Source organism: Fertoeibacter niger, assembly GCF_009380135.2.
Lineage (GTDB): Bacteria > Pseudomonadota > Alphaproteobacteria > Rhodobacterales > Rhodobacteraceae > Fertoeibacter > Fertoeibacter niger.
On sequence record NZ_WHUT02000004.1, the window covers coordinates 55,867 to 70,921 of the forward strand.

The 15,055-nt window shown below is 63.4% G+C and carries 12 protein-coding genes and 1 tRNA gene; 4 read left to right on the forward strand and 9 right to left on the reverse strand.

The annotated features are described in order from the left end of the window. The first annotated feature begins 160 nt into the window (after nt 1–160). Complete coding sequence (gene polA / locus GEU84_RS07905) at nt 161–2,977, forward strand: DNA polymerase I (protein ID WP_174539433.1); 2,817 nt, start codon at nt 161–163, stop codon at nt 2,975–2,977. A gap of 106 nt (nt 2,978–3,083) precedes the next feature. On the opposite strand, the gene GEU84_RS07910 is transcribed toward polA, so the two are convergent. The 3 genes from GEU84_RS07910 to GEU84_RS07920 form a co-directional block, all read right to left on the reverse strand. Continuing rightward, nucleotides 3,084–3,548, reverse strand: a complete 465-nt coding sequence (locus tag GEU84_RS07910) for a DUF1203 domain-containing protein (RefSeq protein ID WP_174539434.1) — start codon at nt 3,546–3,548, stop codon at nt 3,084–3,086. 104 nt (nt 3,549–3,652) lie between these two features. Beyond that, the gene (locus GEU84_RS07915) at nt 3,653–4,033 is read right to left on the reverse strand and encodes an HIT domain-containing protein (protein WP_174539725.1); all 381 of its coding nucleotides are present in this window, start codon (nt 4,031–4,033) and stop codon (nt 3,653–3,655) included. 18 nt (nt 4,034–4,051) lie between these two features. After that, nucleotides 4,052–5,629: a DUF5928 domain-containing protein gene (locus GEU84_RS07920; RefSeq protein ID WP_174539435.1), complete on the reverse strand. Its 1,578-nt coding sequence runs from the start codon at nt 5,627–5,629 to the stop codon at nt 4,052–4,054. A gap of 149 nt (nt 5,630–5,778) precedes the next feature. On the opposite strand from GEU84_RS07920, the gene GEU84_RS07925 reads away from it, so the two are divergent. After that, the gene (locus tag GEU84_RS07925) at nt 5,779–6,597 is read left to right on the forward strand and encodes a sulfotransferase family protein (protein ID WP_174539436.1); all 819 of its coding nucleotides are present in this window, start codon (nt 5,779–5,781) and stop codon (nt 6,595–6,597) included. A gap of 36 nt (nt 6,598–6,633) precedes the next feature. Here the strand turns inward: GEU84_RS07925 and uvrB are convergent, their stop codons facing one another. Both uvrB and GEU84_RS21425 read right to left on the reverse strand, forming a co-directional pair. Continuing rightward, nucleotides 6,634–8,820 carry an excinuclease ABC subunit UvrB gene (gene uvrB, locus GEU84_RS07930; protein ID WP_241427621.1) on the reverse strand — a complete coding sequence of 729 codons (2,187 nt, stop codon included), beginning with the start codon at nt 8,818–8,820 and terminating at the stop codon, nt 6,634–6,636. A gap of 87 nt (nt 8,821–8,907) precedes the next feature. Beyond that, nucleotides 8,908–9,678 (reverse strand): VHL beta domain-containing protein, encoded by a 771-nt coding sequence (locus GEU84_RS21425; protein WP_174539437.1) that lies wholly within the window; start codon nt 9,676–9,678, stop codon nt 8,908–8,910. A gap of 444 nt (nt 9,679–10,122) precedes the next feature. On the opposite strand from GEU84_RS21425, the gene GEU84_RS07940 reads away from it, so the two are divergent. Further along, a complete protein-coding gene (locus tag GEU84_RS07940) occupies nt 10,123–10,434 on the forward strand; it encodes an ETC complex I subunit (protein WP_174539438.1) in 312 nt (103 codons plus the stop codon). Next, nucleotides 10,434–10,892 carry a GNAT family N-acetyltransferase gene (locus tag GEU84_RS07945; protein WP_174539439.1) on the forward strand — a complete coding sequence of 153 codons (459 nt, stop codon included), beginning with the start codon at nt 10,434–10,436 and terminating at the stop codon, nt 10,890–10,892. The genes GEU84_RS07940 and GEU84_RS07945 overlap by 1 nt, the downstream gene beginning before the upstream one ends. A 342-nt stretch (nt 10,893–11,234) precedes the next feature. Here the strand turns inward: GEU84_RS07945 and GEU84_RS07950 are convergent. The 4 genes from GEU84_RS07950 to GEU84_RS07965 form a co-directional block, all read right to left on the reverse strand. Continuing rightward, nucleotides 11,235–11,309: transfer RNA gene (locus GEU84_RS07950), tRNA-Glu, on the reverse strand. Between the two features lie 445 nt (nt 11,310–11,754). Next, nucleotides 11,755–12,546 carry a transcriptional regulator FnrL gene (gene fnrL, locus GEU84_RS07955; protein WP_174539440.1) on the reverse strand — a complete coding sequence of 264 codons (792 nt, stop codon included), beginning with the start codon at nt 12,544–12,546 and terminating at the stop codon, nt 11,755–11,757. Nucleotides 12,547–12,715: 169 nt separating this feature from the next. Continuing rightward, nucleotides 12,716–12,874, reverse strand: a complete 159-nt coding sequence (gene ccoS, locus GEU84_RS07960; RefSeq protein ID WP_174539441.1) for a cbb3-type cytochrome oxidase assembly protein CcoS — start codon at nt 12,872–12,874, stop codon at nt 12,716–12,718. 3 nt (nt 12,875–12,877) lie between these two features. Further along, entirely contained in the window at nt 12,878–15,052 is a 2,175-nt protein-coding gene (locus GEU84_RS07965; protein WP_174539442.1) for a heavy metal translocating P-type ATPase, read from the reverse strand. Between the last annotated feature and the right edge of the window lie 3 nt (nt 15,053–15,055).

Sequence of the window (15,055 nt, forward strand, 5' to 3'; positions counted from 1 at the left end):
CACCGACTGTAGCCGGCCCGGACACTGCGTCAACCTGACCTTCAGGCGAAAGCCTGCGCTGACAGCATTTGTCATCTGCGCATGGCCACGCTGCAAGCTGGAAGCCGGGCACAGAACATGGCAAGACAGGCACAGGACCACAGCGGCAGGAGCATCGGGCATGACCACCACCTTCGGCAAGGGCCACCACCTGCACCTGATCGACGGTTCGGCCTATATCTTTCGCGCCTATCACGCGCTGCCGCCCTTGACGCGCAAGTCTGACGGGCTGCCGGTGGGGGCTGTCGCGGGGTTCTGCAACATCCTCTTCCGCTACCTTGAACGGAACAAGTCAGGCGATGCGCCCACGCATGTGGCGGTTATCTTTGACCATTCGTCGAAAACCTTCCGCAATGACATCTACCCGGCCTACAAGGCCAACCGCCCCGAACTGCCCGAGGATCTGCGCCCGCAATTCCCCCTGACGCGCGAGGCGACCCGCGCCTTCAACATCGCCTGCATCGAAACCGAAGGGTATGAGGCCGATGACATCATCGCCAGCCTGTCGTGCAAGGCGCGCGATGCGGGCGGGGCGGTGACGATCATATCCTCCGACAAGGATCTGATGCAGCTGATCGGTGACGGCGTGAACATGCTGGACCCGATGAAGAACAAGCTGATCGGCCCGGACGAGGTGTTCGAGAAATTCGGCGTGGCCCCGAACCGCGTGGTCGACGTGCAATCGCTGGCGGGGGATTCGGTCGATAACGTGCCGGGCGCGCCGGGCATCGGCATCAAGACCGCAGCCCTGCTGATCCAGGAATATGGCGATCTGGAAACCCTGCTGGCGCGCGCGGGCGAGATCAAGCAACCCAAGCGGCGCGAGGCGCTGGTGGACAATGCGGAACAAATCCGCATCTCAAAGCGCCTTGTGCAACTGGACTGCGACACGCCGCTGGATTTCACGCTTGACAGCCTTGAGGTGCGCCAGCCGGAGCCTGACATTCTGATGGGGTTCCTGAACGCGATGGAATTCCGCACCCTGACGCAGCGGGTGGCCAACAGCCTGAAAGTCGCCCCGCCGCCCGCGCCCGCCATGGTCGTGGCCACCGGCACCCCCGATGCCGATGCCGGAGCGGCCCCCGCCGCCGCCCTGCCCTTCGACCATGCCAGTTATGAATGCGTCCGCGATGCCGATGCGCTGGCGGCGTGGATCGCCCTGATCCGCGAGCGCGGCCATGTGGCGATTGACACCGAAACCACCAGCCTAGACGAAATGCGCGCCGAACTGGTGGGCATTTCCTTGTGTGTGGTGGCCGGACGGGCCTGCTACATTCCTGTCGGGCACAAGCAGGGCGGCGGCGACCTGTTCGGCTCCACCGATCTTATGCCGGGCCAGATGCTGCTGGCCGAGGTGCTGGCCCTGCTTAAGCCGGTGCTGGAGGATGATGCCATCCTGAAAATCGGCCAGAACATGAAGTATGACGCCAAGATTTTCGCGCGGCATGGCGTGACGGTTGCGCCTTTAGACGACACGATGCTGATGTCCTATGCCATGCATGCCGGGCTGAACGCGCATGGCATGGATGCGCTGTCGGACAAATACCTTGGCCATTCGCCCATTCCGATCAAGCAGTTGCTGGGCTCGGGCAAGGGGCAGATCACCTTTGACCGCGTGCCTATCGACGAGGCGGTGAAATACGCCGCCGAGGATGCCGACATCACCCTGCGACTGTGGGAATTGTTCAAGCCGCAACTGCACCGCGCGCGCGTCACCACCGTGTATGAAACGCTGGAACGCCCGCTTGTGCCCGTGCTGGCGGCGATGGAAATGGCCGGCGTGCAGGTGGACCGTGACACGCTCAGCCGCATGTCAAACGCATTCGCGCAGAAAATGGCGGGGCTGGAGGATGAGATCTACCAGCTGGCGGGCGAGCGGTTCAACGTGGGATCGCCCAAGCAGCTTGGCGAGATCCTGTTCGACAAGATGAGCCTGCCCGGCGGCGAAAAGGGCAAGACCGGGGCCTATGCCACAGGGGCCGATGTGCTGGAGGATCTGGCCACCGAACACGAATTGCCGGGCCGGGTGCTGGACTGGCGGCAATTGGCCAAGCTGAAATCCACCTATACCGATGCCTTGCAAGACCATATCAACCCCGAAACCGGGCGGGTGCACACATCCTATTCGCTGACCGGGGCCGTCACCGGGCGGCTGTCATCGACCGACCCCAACCTGCAAAACATCCCCGTGCGCACCGAGGAAGGTCGCCGCATCCGCGAGGCATTCGTGGCCCCGAAGGGCCGGGTGATCGTGTCGCTGGACTATAGCCAGATCGAATTGCGCATTCTGGCCCATGTGGCCGACCTGCCCGCGATGAAACAGGCGTTTCTGGATGGCCATGACATCCACGCCATGACCGCATCGGAAATGTTCAACGTGCCGCTGGAAGGGATGGACCCGATGATCCGCCGTCAGGCCAAGGCGATCAACTTCGGCGTCATCTATGGCATTTCCGGCTTTGGCCTTGCCCGCAACCTGCGCATTCCCCGGGCCGAGGCGCAGGGCTTCATCGACCGTTATTTCGAGCGTTTCCCGGGCATTCGTGAATACATGAACGATACCATCGCCTTCGCCAAAGAGCATGGCCATGTGCAGACGCTGTTCGGGCGCAAGATCCACACGCCGGAAATCAACGCCAAAGGCCCCGGCGCAGGCTTTGCCAAGCGCGCGGCGATCAACGCGCCGATTCAGGGCACCGCCGCAGATGTGATCCGCCGCGCCATGATCCGCATGCCCGCCGCGATTGCGGGGATGGACGCCAAGATGCTGCTGCAGGTGCATGACGAACTGCTGTTCGAGGTGGCCGAGGATGCAGTGGATGCGCTGATCCCGGCGGCGCGCGCCATCATGGAGGGGGCTGCCGCCCCCGCCGTGCATCTGTCGGTGCCGCTGGTGGTGGATGCAGGCCGCGGGGCAAACTGGGCGCAGGCCCATTGATGTGGCCTGCGGGCCGCACCTGCCCTTTGGACAAGCGCGATTTTTCTGCGAAAAATCAGATACTTTCCACCGGGTATCTGGAATTTTCGCAGAAAATTCGCGGTCCTCACACCCGGTCGATCCTGACCTGAAAGCAGTTGTTGCGGGCCGAGCGGACATGCACATAGGCCACGCGGGGGTCGGCCAGACGCGCCTCTGCCTCGGCAGGAATCGCGGCGGTCGGCACCACCGCGCCGGTGCCATAGACGATCCGGTCATCCGGGCCATAGCCTCTGACGATGTAATCCGGCGCATTCAGGATCGCGGGCAGCGATTCCGTTTCGCCCGATGCGCAGGGTTCGGCGCACAGGAATATCGGCCCCAGCTCTGCATAGGGTTGCGGGGCCGGAAAGGGCCGGTGCGCCAGCACCAGCATCCCTTCCCCGGCGGGCACGTTTTGCAGGCAGTGGCGGCAGGGCACACCCACGCCATCTGACACCGCCCGTTCGGGCGTCTGACCGTTGGCATCGGGTGCGCCCGCCTGATAGGCGCGCACGATATCGGTCGGGATCGGGGTAAAACGAAGCGTCATGGCATGGCCCTTGGCTGTTGCGATGCCCCGTTGTGACCGCCCTGCCCCGCCCGGTGCGACCCGAAACCTGCGCTTTCCCCGGGCCGAACGCAGGACGGTGCGCCTCAGACCTTCAGCACCAAAGGTCCCAGCACCCGGCCGGCCAGAATGTGCAGGTGGTAATGCGGCACCTCCTGCATGCCATGCGAGCCGGCGTTTGACAGCGTGCGATAGCCCGCCCCGCCCACGCCCGGCGCAACCCCTGCACTGGCGCAGATCTGCGCTGCGGCGCGGTGGAAATCGACCAGCTCTTCCGCCGAAGCCTCTGCCGCGAAATGATCGAAATTCACATAGGCTCCCTTGGGGATCAGCAGGATATGCACCGGAGCCTGAGGTGAAATGTCGTAAAAGGCCAAGGAGTGCGCAGTCTCCAAGACAGTTTTGTTGGGAATCTCACCCCGCAGGATGCGGGCGAAGATGTTCTGCGGGTCATAGGTATAGGTCAGTGCGGCATCGGGCATGGGTCAATCCACAAACAGATAGTCGGTCTCGGCGATCACGCGCGCCTTGGCTTCGGCAATACCAAGGAATGCGGCCAGAGGCACGGCATTTTCCGCCGGTGTCGCCGCCTCGCGGATGCGATACAGCGCCTCGAAATCGGCATCCCTGATACGGTCGGATTCAAAGCGCACATCATAGCGGATGGTGGGCAGCAGCCGGTTGATGGTCTCCTGCGGGGTGCGTTCGCCCGCCAGCCCGACGCGACGCGCATGGCCGATCAGATAGTCATCGGTGAACTCGCATTCGATCTCCAGCAGCCGCACGGTCGATCGGTCGGCAAAGAAATCCTGCATCAGATCAACATTGGCCGGGTCGATGCAGACCACCAGCTGTTCGGTTTTCCAATAGTCGAACAGCATGCGCACCAGCGCCCGGCGGTGCCGCGTGCGCTTTTCAAGGGTCGATTGGATGCCCCCCAGATCGGGCAGCGGCGTGCTGGCCTCGTTGAACAGGTAATCCACCGCCGGAATGCCCGTAACCTTGCGCACCCGTTCCACCAGCCGCTTGGCCACATGCCATTTCTTGCACGTCACCATCAGCAGCGTGCGTTCGCGCCCAAGGCTCGATTCCGTCTCCCAGAACCGGGGGGCAAAGCGGCGCCCGATGCGGCCCCGCCCGGTCAGGAACCGAAACAGGCTGCGCCCCTCGTTCGAGATCGGGAAATGCACATCGGTTGCGGCATAAAGCTGGCCCAGCCGCAGCTTCAACTCCTTCGCCTCGGGCGAGATCTTGCGGGCAAACAGATAGTCCTGGCTCAGCAGCAGGTCATAGTGGTCATTGTAGAAATTCACCGGCATGCCGTAATCGGTGAACATCAGGAAGGTCAGCGTGCGGGCGCGGATCTCGTGTTCGGGCACCAGATGGCGCACCAGGGTCTGGAAAAACGTCTCGTCCGGGATCCAGGTGGTGCGGAAAAAGCGCATCACATCGCGGCGCTTGGCGCAGAAATCCAGCAGCCATTCCACCGTGCGGCGGCGCAGGCACCACCACTGGCTGCCGATCTGGATTTGCAGATCGGCAGGTATGCGCCGGGTCAGGCCCAGCCGCTTTTGCAGATCCATCGAGGCATAGAACCAGGATTTATGCGTGCGTTCATTGAAGAAATGCCGGTAGATCAGCCGCTCCTCGCGGATTCCGGTCTTGATCCAGTCGGATTTGAAGAAATCGAAACTTTCCACATAGTCCACATCGTCGCGGTCCAGAAAGGCGCTGGCATATTCGGCAGATTTGATCGGCATGCAATCGCCTGACAGCATGTAGAAATGCGTGGCGCGAGGAAACGCATCCACCGCCGCGCGCACCGCCAGCAGGGTCGCCTCGACCAGGCTCCATTCCCCCCAGCCGCAGCGCACCCGCCGCGCGGCAAAGGCCACCGACGGATTCTGCCCCAGCGCCTGCCTTATGCGGTCAAAATCCTCGCGCGCGGCCCGGGCATCGAAATGGATGGCGATGTAATCCCCGGCCTCGGTCAGGCGCTGCGCCTGGGCGATGATGCCCTCCGCGTCCTTGTGACACAGAAGAATGTAGGCGATCTTTGCCATTTCCGAAACTCTTCACCGCCTGCCGCCGCCGTTGTTTCCATAGATAGCTTTATTGGTCATTGAAAAGACAGAGTTTCTTTGCTTTTTTACAGCCTGATGGGGCATTGGCGGCACAGGGCCGCGCAAGCCATTGGCAAAGGCAGGATTTCATGGGTTTTCCCGGCACCTGGATGACGGAAAGCGAAAGCGTGGTCTACCGCGTGGTGCCGAAATGCGCCTGTTCGACCATCGGCCAGATCATGTTCTATTCCGACCATGGCCGGTTCTTTGACGGCGACATCCATGATGCCACAGGCGGCCTGCACAAATGGGCGATCGAGGCCAGCCAGCCGGTGATCGAGGCGAATGTGCGGGGGCACAAATCCTATGCCTTCACCTGTGTGCGCAATCCCTACACCCGCATCCTCAGCTCGTTCTTCGACAAGATTTGCGGCATCCAGCGCAACGGCAAGCGGTATCGCGGCAATCTGGTGCCGATGCTGATACAGAAATACGGCATCGAGGTGGGCGGCGATGACGGCAAGCAGGAGTTTGACCAGATCGCCAGCTTTCGCCGATTCCTGCTGTTCGCCCGCGACACCATCCGCTTCCGCAAACCGATGGAGCCTGACATCCACTGGTCGGCCATGGCGGGGCATATCTCGACCTATATCGTGAACGGCGGGCGCTATGACGCTATCTTTTTCACTGAAAAGTTCGATGAGGGCATGAGCGGCGTGCTGGGCCAGATCACGACCACGCATCAGGTCGACCTCAAGACCATCCCGAAGTTCAATGAAAGCGAAGGGCATGGCCCCAAGCGCGCGCATCCGGTGGAAGATTACTTTGACGATCTGTCAAAACATCTGATGTGGGAAATCTACAAGCGCGATTTCCAGCTGTTCCGCTATGACTTCGACAACCCCGGCAACAAGATGCCACTGGGCCCGGTGGATCTGGACGAGGTGCATGCCAAGCTGGGCGATTGAGGGGGGGCTCGGCGGGCTAGCCCAACTTTTCCCGCATCACTTCCTGCGCCGCGCCTTGCCGCCGCGCGTCCCCGCCCGACCTGCGGTTGACCGCCCGCTGCGCGATACGGCTTCTTCCACCGCTTCGTCCACCGCTGATTGCCGGGCCAGCGGGTCGTCGGCGATGGTCAGTTCTACCGCCTCCAGCCGCTTCACCTCGTCGCGCAGGCGGGCGGCTTCCTCGAACTCCAGGTTTTCCGCCGCCTTGCGCATCGCCAGGCGCAGCGCATCCAGATGCGCGGCAAGGTTGGAGCCGACCATCGGCTTGTCCAGCTTGGCGGTGACACGGGCCATGTCGGTGTCGCCCTGCCACAGGCCCGCCAGCACATCCTCGACGTTTTTCTTCACCGTGGTGGGCGTGATGCCGTGCAGGGTGTTGTAGGCCACCTGCTTTTCCCGCCGCCGGTCGGTCTCGCGCATCGCGCGTTCCATGCTGCCGGTGATCCGGTCGGCATACATGATGACCCGCCCTTCGGAATTGCGCGCCGCCCGCCCGATGGTCTGGATCAGCGAGGTTTCGGACCTGAGGAAACCCTCTTTATCCGCATCCAGAATCGCAACCAGCCCGCATTCGGGAATATCCAGCCCTTCGCGCAAAAGGTTGATGCCCACCAGCACATCAAACGCCCCCAGCCGCAAATCGCGCAGAATTTCAATGCGTTCAATGGTGTCGATGTCGGAATGCATATAGCGGATGCGGATGCCCTGTTCGTGGAAATACTCGGTCAGATCCTCGGCCATGCGCTTGGTCAGCACCGTGACCAGCACGCGCAACCCCTGCTGTGCCACCTTGCGGATCTCGTCCAGCAGGTCATCCACCTGCATCTCTACCGGGCGGATCTCGACCATCGGGTCGATCAGGCCGGTGGGGCGGATGACCTGTTCGGTGAACACGCCGCCGGTCTGTTCCATCTCCCATGCCGCGGGCGTGGCGCTGACGAACACCGATTGCGGGCGCATCGCATCCCATTCCTCGAATTTCAGCGGGCGGTTGTCCATGCAGCTGGGCAGACGAAAGCCATGTTCGGCCAGCGTGAACTTGCGCCGGTAGTCGCCTTTGTACATGCCGCCGATCTGCGGCACCGAGACATGGGATTCGTCCGCGAATACAATGGCATTGTCGGGAATGAACTCGAACAAGGTGGGCGGCGGTTCGCCCGGCGCACGCCCTGTCAGATAGCGCGAGTAGTTTTCGATGCCATTGCAGACGCCCGTCGCCTCCAGCATTTCCAGATCAAAGGAACAGCGCTGTTCCAGCCGCTGCGCCTCCAAAAGCTTGCCCTCGTTCACCAATTGGTCAAGCCGGTGGCGCAATTCCTTTTTGATGCCGATGATGGCCTGCTGCATCGTGGGGCGCGGCGTGACGTAATGCGAATTGGCATAGATTCGGATTTGCTTGAAACTGTCGGTTTTCGCCCCGGTCAGCGGGTCGAATTCGATGATCGACTCAAGCTCCTCGCCAAAAAAGCTGAAACGCCAGGCCCTGTCTTCCAGGTGGGCGGGCCAGACCTCGACCGAATCGCCGCGCACGCGGAAACTGCCGCGCTGAAAGGCCTGATCGTTGCGGCGGTATTGCTGCGACACCAGTTCGGCCAGCACCTGCCGCTGGTCATAGTTGCTGCCGACCACCAGATCCTGCGTCATGGCGGAATAGGTTTCCACCGACCCGATACCATAGATGCAGGAGACCGAGGCGACGATGATCACATCATCGCGTTCCAGCAGCGCCCGGGTGGCCGAATGGCGCATCCGGTCGATCTGCTCGTTGATCTGGCTTTCCTTCTCGATATAGGTGTCAGACCGCGCGACATAGGCCTCGGGCTGATAGTAATCGTAGTAGGATACGAAATATTCCACGGCATTGTCGGGAAAGAACCCCTTGAACTCGCCGTAAAGCTGCGCGGCCAGCGTCTTGTTGGGGGCAAGGATGATGGCCGGGCGCTGCGTTTCCTCGATCACCCGGGCCATGGTGAATGTCTTGCCCGTGCCGGTCGCGCCCAGCAGCACCTGGTTCTGCTCGCCCGCCAGAACGCCCGCCGTCAGTTCGGCAATCGCCGTGGGCTGGTCGCCCGCCGCCTGAAACGGCGTGTTCAGCCGGAAGCGCCGCCCGCCCTCCAGCTTGGGGCGGCGGGGGGCGATGACGGTGGACAGGTCCGGCAAATGGTCGGGCGAATTGTTGTGCATCTGGTGTCTCCGGGTGACATGCCAGATTTGATCCGTTTTTGTTCCGATGCAAGGGGTGCCCCGGCGATTGATGCCGGGGCCGTAGCCTCAGTAAATTTCCCAGACCTGGGCACCGCCCGCCGGGGTGATCACGCCGCCATGACAGACCCCCTGAAAGTCGCGTGCCAGCCAGCGGTGTTCGGCCCATGTGTTCACTGTAAAATCATCGCGGGGCAGCAGGCCGGCATATTCGACCGGCAGGCCGGTGAAATCGAGCCAGTAAAGCGTGATCGCCACATCCGAGGCATTGTAGAACTGCACCGTGGCCGGGGTGTCGTTCGAGGTGGACACCACGCTGCACATCCGGGGGCAGCCAGCGCCGGGCCGCAACGCATCGCTTTCCACCACCGGGGCGGGCGCGGTGATGGCCACAGTCGGCCTGCCCGCCTTGCGGGCAAAACACTCCCGCACCTTGCCCACCATCGCTGCCGAACCGTCCAGGCGCCAATCTGTCGTCTGGTCGCCGTTCATCGCCACCTTCAGGCGGCTGCCCTGCGCGATCCATCCGACGGCAGCCTCGCTGATGCCGATATGGCCCGCGCCTTCGGGCTGAAACTCCACCTGCGAATCGATGACGCGCCCGTCAATCGTGACAACCGCGCCGTCCCAGGATTCGCTGCGGTCTGACGGCACCCGCAGCATCCAGCCGTCGCGTGTCTGCATGACGCCCAGAAAGCCGTGCGCCTGTTGCGGACTGATGCCGGAGCAGGCCAGAAAGCCCTGATCATCCGACAGCACATCGACCTGCCAGCCGCGCACATTGGCGGCATAGGGCTGGATGTCGAAATCCTGCGCAGCGGCGGCAGTGCCGGCGAGCACCGCACAAAACAACAAAGGGACGAGTTGCAAAGACATGGTCAATCCTCGGGCATGGCCCCGCAGCGTGCGGAAAATGTTACCGCTTCCACGGCGCGGCATCGCTTTTTTGCACAGCTTGCCAATCCTGTAAACGCGGCAGGCTGTCGTAGCGTAAACTTGTTTACATGCTGTTAAGCATCATGAAGGAAACCTTCACGGAAGTGCTTCAATTTTAAGGAAAATGCCGGATTCTGCGCGAAGTTTCCTTTGAAAATCCCGCAGCTTTGGGGCAAGGTTCAGGGGCTAGCAACGAACCGCTGTCGGCTGGCTGCACCACACACCCCACCCACACTCCCCGTGGCCTGCCGACAGCACCTTCGTCTAGGCATCTTGCGCGTGCCCAAGCATCTTGCGCGCTGACCGGAAAGTCGCAATAACACGGCAGGTCAGCCAAGGAGCCCTCCCATGCGTGCCCGCATCTACCAGCCGTCGAAGACCGCCATGCAATCGGGCACTGCCAAGGCAAAGGGTTGGGTGCTGGAATTTGCCCCCGCTTCGGCACGTGAGGTTGATCCCCTGATGGGGTGGACATCTTCGGACGACACGCAGGCGCAGGTGAAACTGCGTTTCGACACGCGCGAGGCCGCCGAAGACTATGCGCGCGCCCATGGCATCAGCGCCGATGTGGTTGAACCGAAAACCCGCAAGCCGGTGATCCGCGCGCGCGGCTATGGCGATAATTTCGCCACTGACCGCCGTGGTGCCTGGACGCATTGATGATCGCGATCTATCGCGACAGCCCGCTGCGCGCGCCCGTTCTGGTGCTGCTGCAACGGCATCTTGATCTGATGCGCGCCTCTTCGCCGCCCGAAAGCGTGCATGCGCTGGATCCGCAGGCACTGGCAGGCGATGATGTGCAGTTCTTTACCCTGCGCGAGGGTGAGGCGCTGCTGGGCATGGCGGCGTTGAAAGCCATAGCGCCCGACCATGCCGAAATCAAATCCATGCATGTGGTGGCCGAGGCGCGTGGCAGGGGACTGGCCCGCGTCCTGCTGGATCACCTGCTGGATCAGGCGCGCGCCGCGGGCTTTCAACGCCTGAGTCTGGAAACGGGGGTAGAAGACGTGTTCGCCCCCGCACGCACCCTTTATGCCAAGGCCGGTTTTGCCACATGCCCGCCATTTGCAGGCTATTGGGACGATCCGCATTCGGTCTTCATGACGCGCAGCCTTTAGCGGCAACAGGCCAGAACCGGCATCGGAAACCACGGCAAGGCATTCCATCGCGATCCGATCTGCCAGACCATCAGACCCGGCTGCTTGGCGCAGGGCCGTTGCCTGCCTTTGCTTTGGCAAACCTGCGGTGTGTCGTTGCGCCGCACAATCAGCACCGGGCCAGGCTGCCTTGTGTGCTGTTCGACCAAGGTGCGTTGCAACCGCCCGCATGATCGGGCGCCCTCGGCCCGTCGAAACGCCCGATGGGCAGCTTTCACACGTCAACTTGTAGTGGCTGGTTTCAACCAAAGACCTTCAAGCATGAATATTATTGATAACAATCAATAATTTATACAGGGTAAGTGGCAGCCCGTAGGGGAGTCGAACCCCTCTTCCCAGGTTGAAAACCTGGTGTCCTAACCGATAGACGAACGGGCCATCTCTGGCGTGAGCGGCTTATTATGCGAGGCGCTTTCAGGGCGCAAGGGGAAAAATCCGGCATTGCGCGCTGCATCTTGCTTGGCGGGTGGGCACGGATCGCGGCGCGACTTTGGTGCTGGCGGCATCGGGGAACCGCCCCCTTCTGCCGACGGTGCCGAACGACCGACATGCAGGGCCCCGGTGCCGCAACCGACAAATTGCCCGCCGCTTCCTTGTAGCACCACCTTGTCAGGGTTGCTGGCAGTAACAGGCAAGGCTGCATCGCAACCAGAACAGCGGGGATCAGCCCTCAACCTGTCAGACCGGGCCGTTGCCGGCACGGATGACCTGTCACACCGGCCCGAACCTGACTGTCAGGCTGGTGCGCATTCGTCGCAGACATCGACCATGCTACGGGGCAGAGTTGCCATCGACTGCAAGCGGTGGCGCTTCCATAACACTTTCAGGCACCGCCTTTTGCGTATCTGCGCATCGGTCCGGGGACGGGCTGGCCCACGGCAGGCCCGTCACTGTCATCGCCTGTCACAGCCGCCAGCGCGTCAAGATCGGTGATCGTTACCCTGCGGTTGCCTGCTATGGTGATCATGCCCTTCTGCCGCAGGTCCGTCATCTTGCGGCTGACGGTTTCCAGCGTCAGGCCCAGATAATCGGCCATCTGTTCACGGGTCAAAGGCAGATCGAACACCACAGCCCCGCCAGCACTGGTGCTGCCCAGCGCCGCGCGACGTCGGGCAATGATGACCAGCAGGCTGGCTATCCGCTCCAGTGCCGTCTTGCGGCCCAGCAGCAGCAGCCATTCGCGCGCGGCATCCAGTTCGTCCAGCGTCATTTCCAGCAGGCGCTGTGCTACATGCGGTGTAGACAGCAGCAGGTCTTCGAAGGGTTTGCGCCGAAAGCAGCACATGACCATATCGGTGGCCGCCGTGACATCGTAGCTGGCGCTGCCCCGCCCCGGGCGGCCAACGAAATCGGACGGCAGCAACAGCCCCACCATCTGCCTGCGGCCATCCTCCATTGTCTGCGTCAGCGTGGCCACACCGGTCACGACCGAGGCCACGAAATCCATCCGGTCGCCTGACCAGATCACCGTCTGGCCTGCCTCAAAGCTGCGATAATACTTGATCTGTTCCAGATGCTGCAATTCGTCGGGTTCACAGCGGGCACAGACCGCCCGTTGCCGGATCGGGCAACTGCCGCAATCGTCCAGCAGTTTCGGCACAAAAGTGGCGGCCATCGTCCATCGCTTTCCTGATCCGCGCCAAAAGTGCCGGCCCGTGTCGAAAGCGACCCTAGGCGCATGCGGCGCGAATCGCAACCCGCACGGCATGGGGCGCGATGACGCGCGGGCTCAGCGATATGCCGGTCAGCCATTTGCAACAATGCGGTGCCGTGCCGGGCGGCGTTCAGTCTTTGGGGTGGTTGTCCCAATCAGGTTTCAGGATTCGGTTGGCATCACCCTGCGGGTCGTCGAACTGCCGCGACCGCAGCGCCCAGACAAAGGCCAGCAGCCCCAGCCCCCCAAGAAACAGCGATACCGGAATAAGCCACGCCAGAATATCCATCGCTTACCTCAACCGCAGGGCGTTCAGCGCCACTGTAATGGATGACAGCGACATGGCCAGCGCCGCCGCCAATGGTGTGGCCAGTCCTATCAACGCCAATGGCACCGCCACCACATTGTAAATCAACGAGATCGCAAAGTTTTCCTTGATCCGCCGCCGCGCCAGCACGGCCGTTCGCAGCGCATCGGCCAAGGGCGCCATATCCTGCCCCAGCAGCACGATATCCGATGCCACCCGCGCCGCATCCAGCGCCGAGGCCGGGCTGACCGACACATGCGCGCCCGCCAGCGCCGCCGTGTCGTTCAGCCCGTCACCCACCATCAGCACGCGCTGCCCGGTGGCGGCCAGTGCCGCCACGCGCGCGGCCTTGTCCTGCGGCAGGCAACTAGAAGACCATTCGGCAATGCCAAGCCGGGCCGCCATCGCCGCCACCGGGCCTTCGGCATCGCCCGACAGCAGGATGATCCGCTTGCCCTGCGCCTTCAGCGCCGCGACCGCCGTATCGGCCCCGGGGCGCAGCCGGTCGGCAAAGGCAAAGGCATGCGTGTGGCCGCCCAGCGCCAGATAGGTCGCCGTCACCGGCAGCGCCGCAGCCCCCACCCATTCGGCCCGACCCAGCCGCACGGTCTGCCCGCGCCATTGGCCTTCGATGCCATAGCCAGGCACTTCCCGCAGGCCAGTGACCGCCGCAGGTGTGATGCCCTGCCCGGCCAGCGCCCGCGCCAACGGATGCGACGACGCCTGCGCCAGCCCGGCCGCCACCGCCAGCACACCCGGTGCATGATCCCCCAGCCCCACGGGCTCGGGCCGCCCCAGCGTCAACGTGCCGGTCTTGTCGAACACCACGGTATCCACCTCGGCCAGCCGTTCCAGCGCCGTGCCGTGCTTTATCAGCAGGCCCTTGCGGAACAGCCGGCCCGAGGCCGCAGTCACCACCGCCGGCACCGCAAGCCCCAGCGCGCAGGGGCAGGTGATGATCAGCACCGCCGCCGAAATGTTGATGGCAAAGCGCAAATCGCCCCCGGTTGCCCACATCCAGTAGCCAAAGGCGCTGAATGACAGCAGATGCACCAACGGCGAATAAAGCCGCGCCGCACGTTCGGCCAGACCGGTGTAACGGGTCCGGGCCGCTTCAGCCACGGCAACCAGATCAGCCATCCGGTGCAGCGACGAATCCCGCCCCGCGGCCAGAACGCGCAGGGTCAGCGGCCCCGTCAAGTTCACCTCGCCCGCGCTGACGGTGCTGCCCGGGCCTGCATGGCCGGGCAGGCTTTCGCCGGTCAGCAAGGATCGGTCAACCTCGCTGCTGCCCTCCAGCACCAGCCCGTCCACCGGCATGCGCCCGCCGGGCCGCACGCGCACCAGATCGCCCGACCGCACCTCGGAAATCGGCACGATCACCTCGGCCCCGTCACGCAGCAGGGTGGCGCGCGGCACCTCCAGCGCGGCCAGTTCCCCGGCGGCAGACCGTGCTATCGCCCGCGTGCGGTGATCCAGATAGCGCCCCGCCAGCAGGAAGAATGTCAGCGACACCGCCGCATCGAAATAGGCGTGATGCCCGCCCATCACCGTCTCGAACAGTGACATCCCCGAGGCCAGGATCAGCGCAAGGCTGATCGGCACATCCATGCCCAGCCGCCGCGCCCGCAGCGACGCCCAGGCGCTGCGAAAGAACGGCTGCCCGGCAAAGGCCACCGTGGGCAGGGCGATCATGGCGGAAATCCAGTGGAACAGGTGCCGCGTCGCCTCTTCGGCCCCTGACCAGACGGCGACCGACAGGAGCATGACGTTCATCATGGCAAAGCCCGCAACACCCAGCCGCATCAGCAGTTCCTGGCCCTGCCGGTCGGTCTCGGTCGCAGACAGCAGCCCCGGGTCCAGCTCATGCGCCTCATAGCCCAGCCGGGCCAGCGCCGCGATCAGCCGATCAGCGGTCACATCGGCCGCCGCATCCACGCTGACGCGGCGCAGGGTCAGGTTCACGCGGGCCGAATGCACACCGGGCAGCGCCTGAAGCCCGCCTTCCACCACCGACATGCAGGCCGCGCAATGCGCCGTGGGCAAGGACAGCATCAGCCGCGCGGGCCGGGGCGCCGCCAGCGACGCCAGCCGTTCCGCCGAAGGCACAACCGCGCAGGCCGGGCAGGCCATCGGGGCCGCGTGATCCGCCATGGTCATGGG

What these genes read in the sequence shown, in the direction of transcription:
- polA (WP_174539433.1), top strand. Translation starts at nt 161, where the DNA reads ATGACCACCACCTTCGGCAAGGGCCACCACCTGCACCTGATCGACGGT.
- GEU84_RS07910 (WP_174539434.1), bottom strand. Translation starts at nt 3,548, where the DNA reads ATGACGCTTCGTTTTACCCCGATCCCGACCGATATCGTGCGCGCCTAT.
- GEU84_RS07920 (WP_174539435.1), bottom strand. Translation starts at nt 5,629, where the DNA reads ATGGCAAAGATCGCCTACATTCTTCTGTGTCACAAGGACGCGGAGGGC.
- GEU84_RS07925 (WP_174539436.1), top strand. Translation starts at nt 5,779, where the DNA reads ATGGGTTTTCCCGGCACCTGGATGACGGAAAGCGAAAGCGTGGTCTAC.
- uvrB (WP_241427621.1), bottom strand. Translation starts at nt 8,820, where the DNA reads ATGCACAACAATTCGCCCGACCATTTGCCGGACCTGTCCACCGTCATC.
- GEU84_RS07940 (WP_174539438.1), top strand. Translation starts at nt 10,123, where the DNA reads ATGCGTGCCCGCATCTACCAGCCGTCGAAGACCGCCATGCAATCGGGC.
- GEU84_RS07945 (WP_174539439.1), top strand. Translation starts at nt 10,434, where the DNA reads ATGATCGCGATCTATCGCGACAGCCCGCTGCGCGCGCCCGTTCTGGTG.
- fnrL (WP_174539440.1), bottom strand. Translation starts at nt 12,546, where the DNA reads ATGGCCGCCACTTTTGTGCCGAAACTGCTGGACGATTGCGGCAGTTGC.
- ccoS (WP_174539441.1), bottom strand. Translation starts at nt 12,874, where the DNA reads ATGGATATTCTGGCGTGGCTTATTCCGGTATCGCTGTTTCTTGGGGGG.
- GEU84_RS07965 (WP_174539442.1), bottom strand. Translation starts at nt 15,052, where the DNA reads ATGACCATGGCGGATCACGCGGCCCCGATGGCCTGCCCGGCCTGCGCG.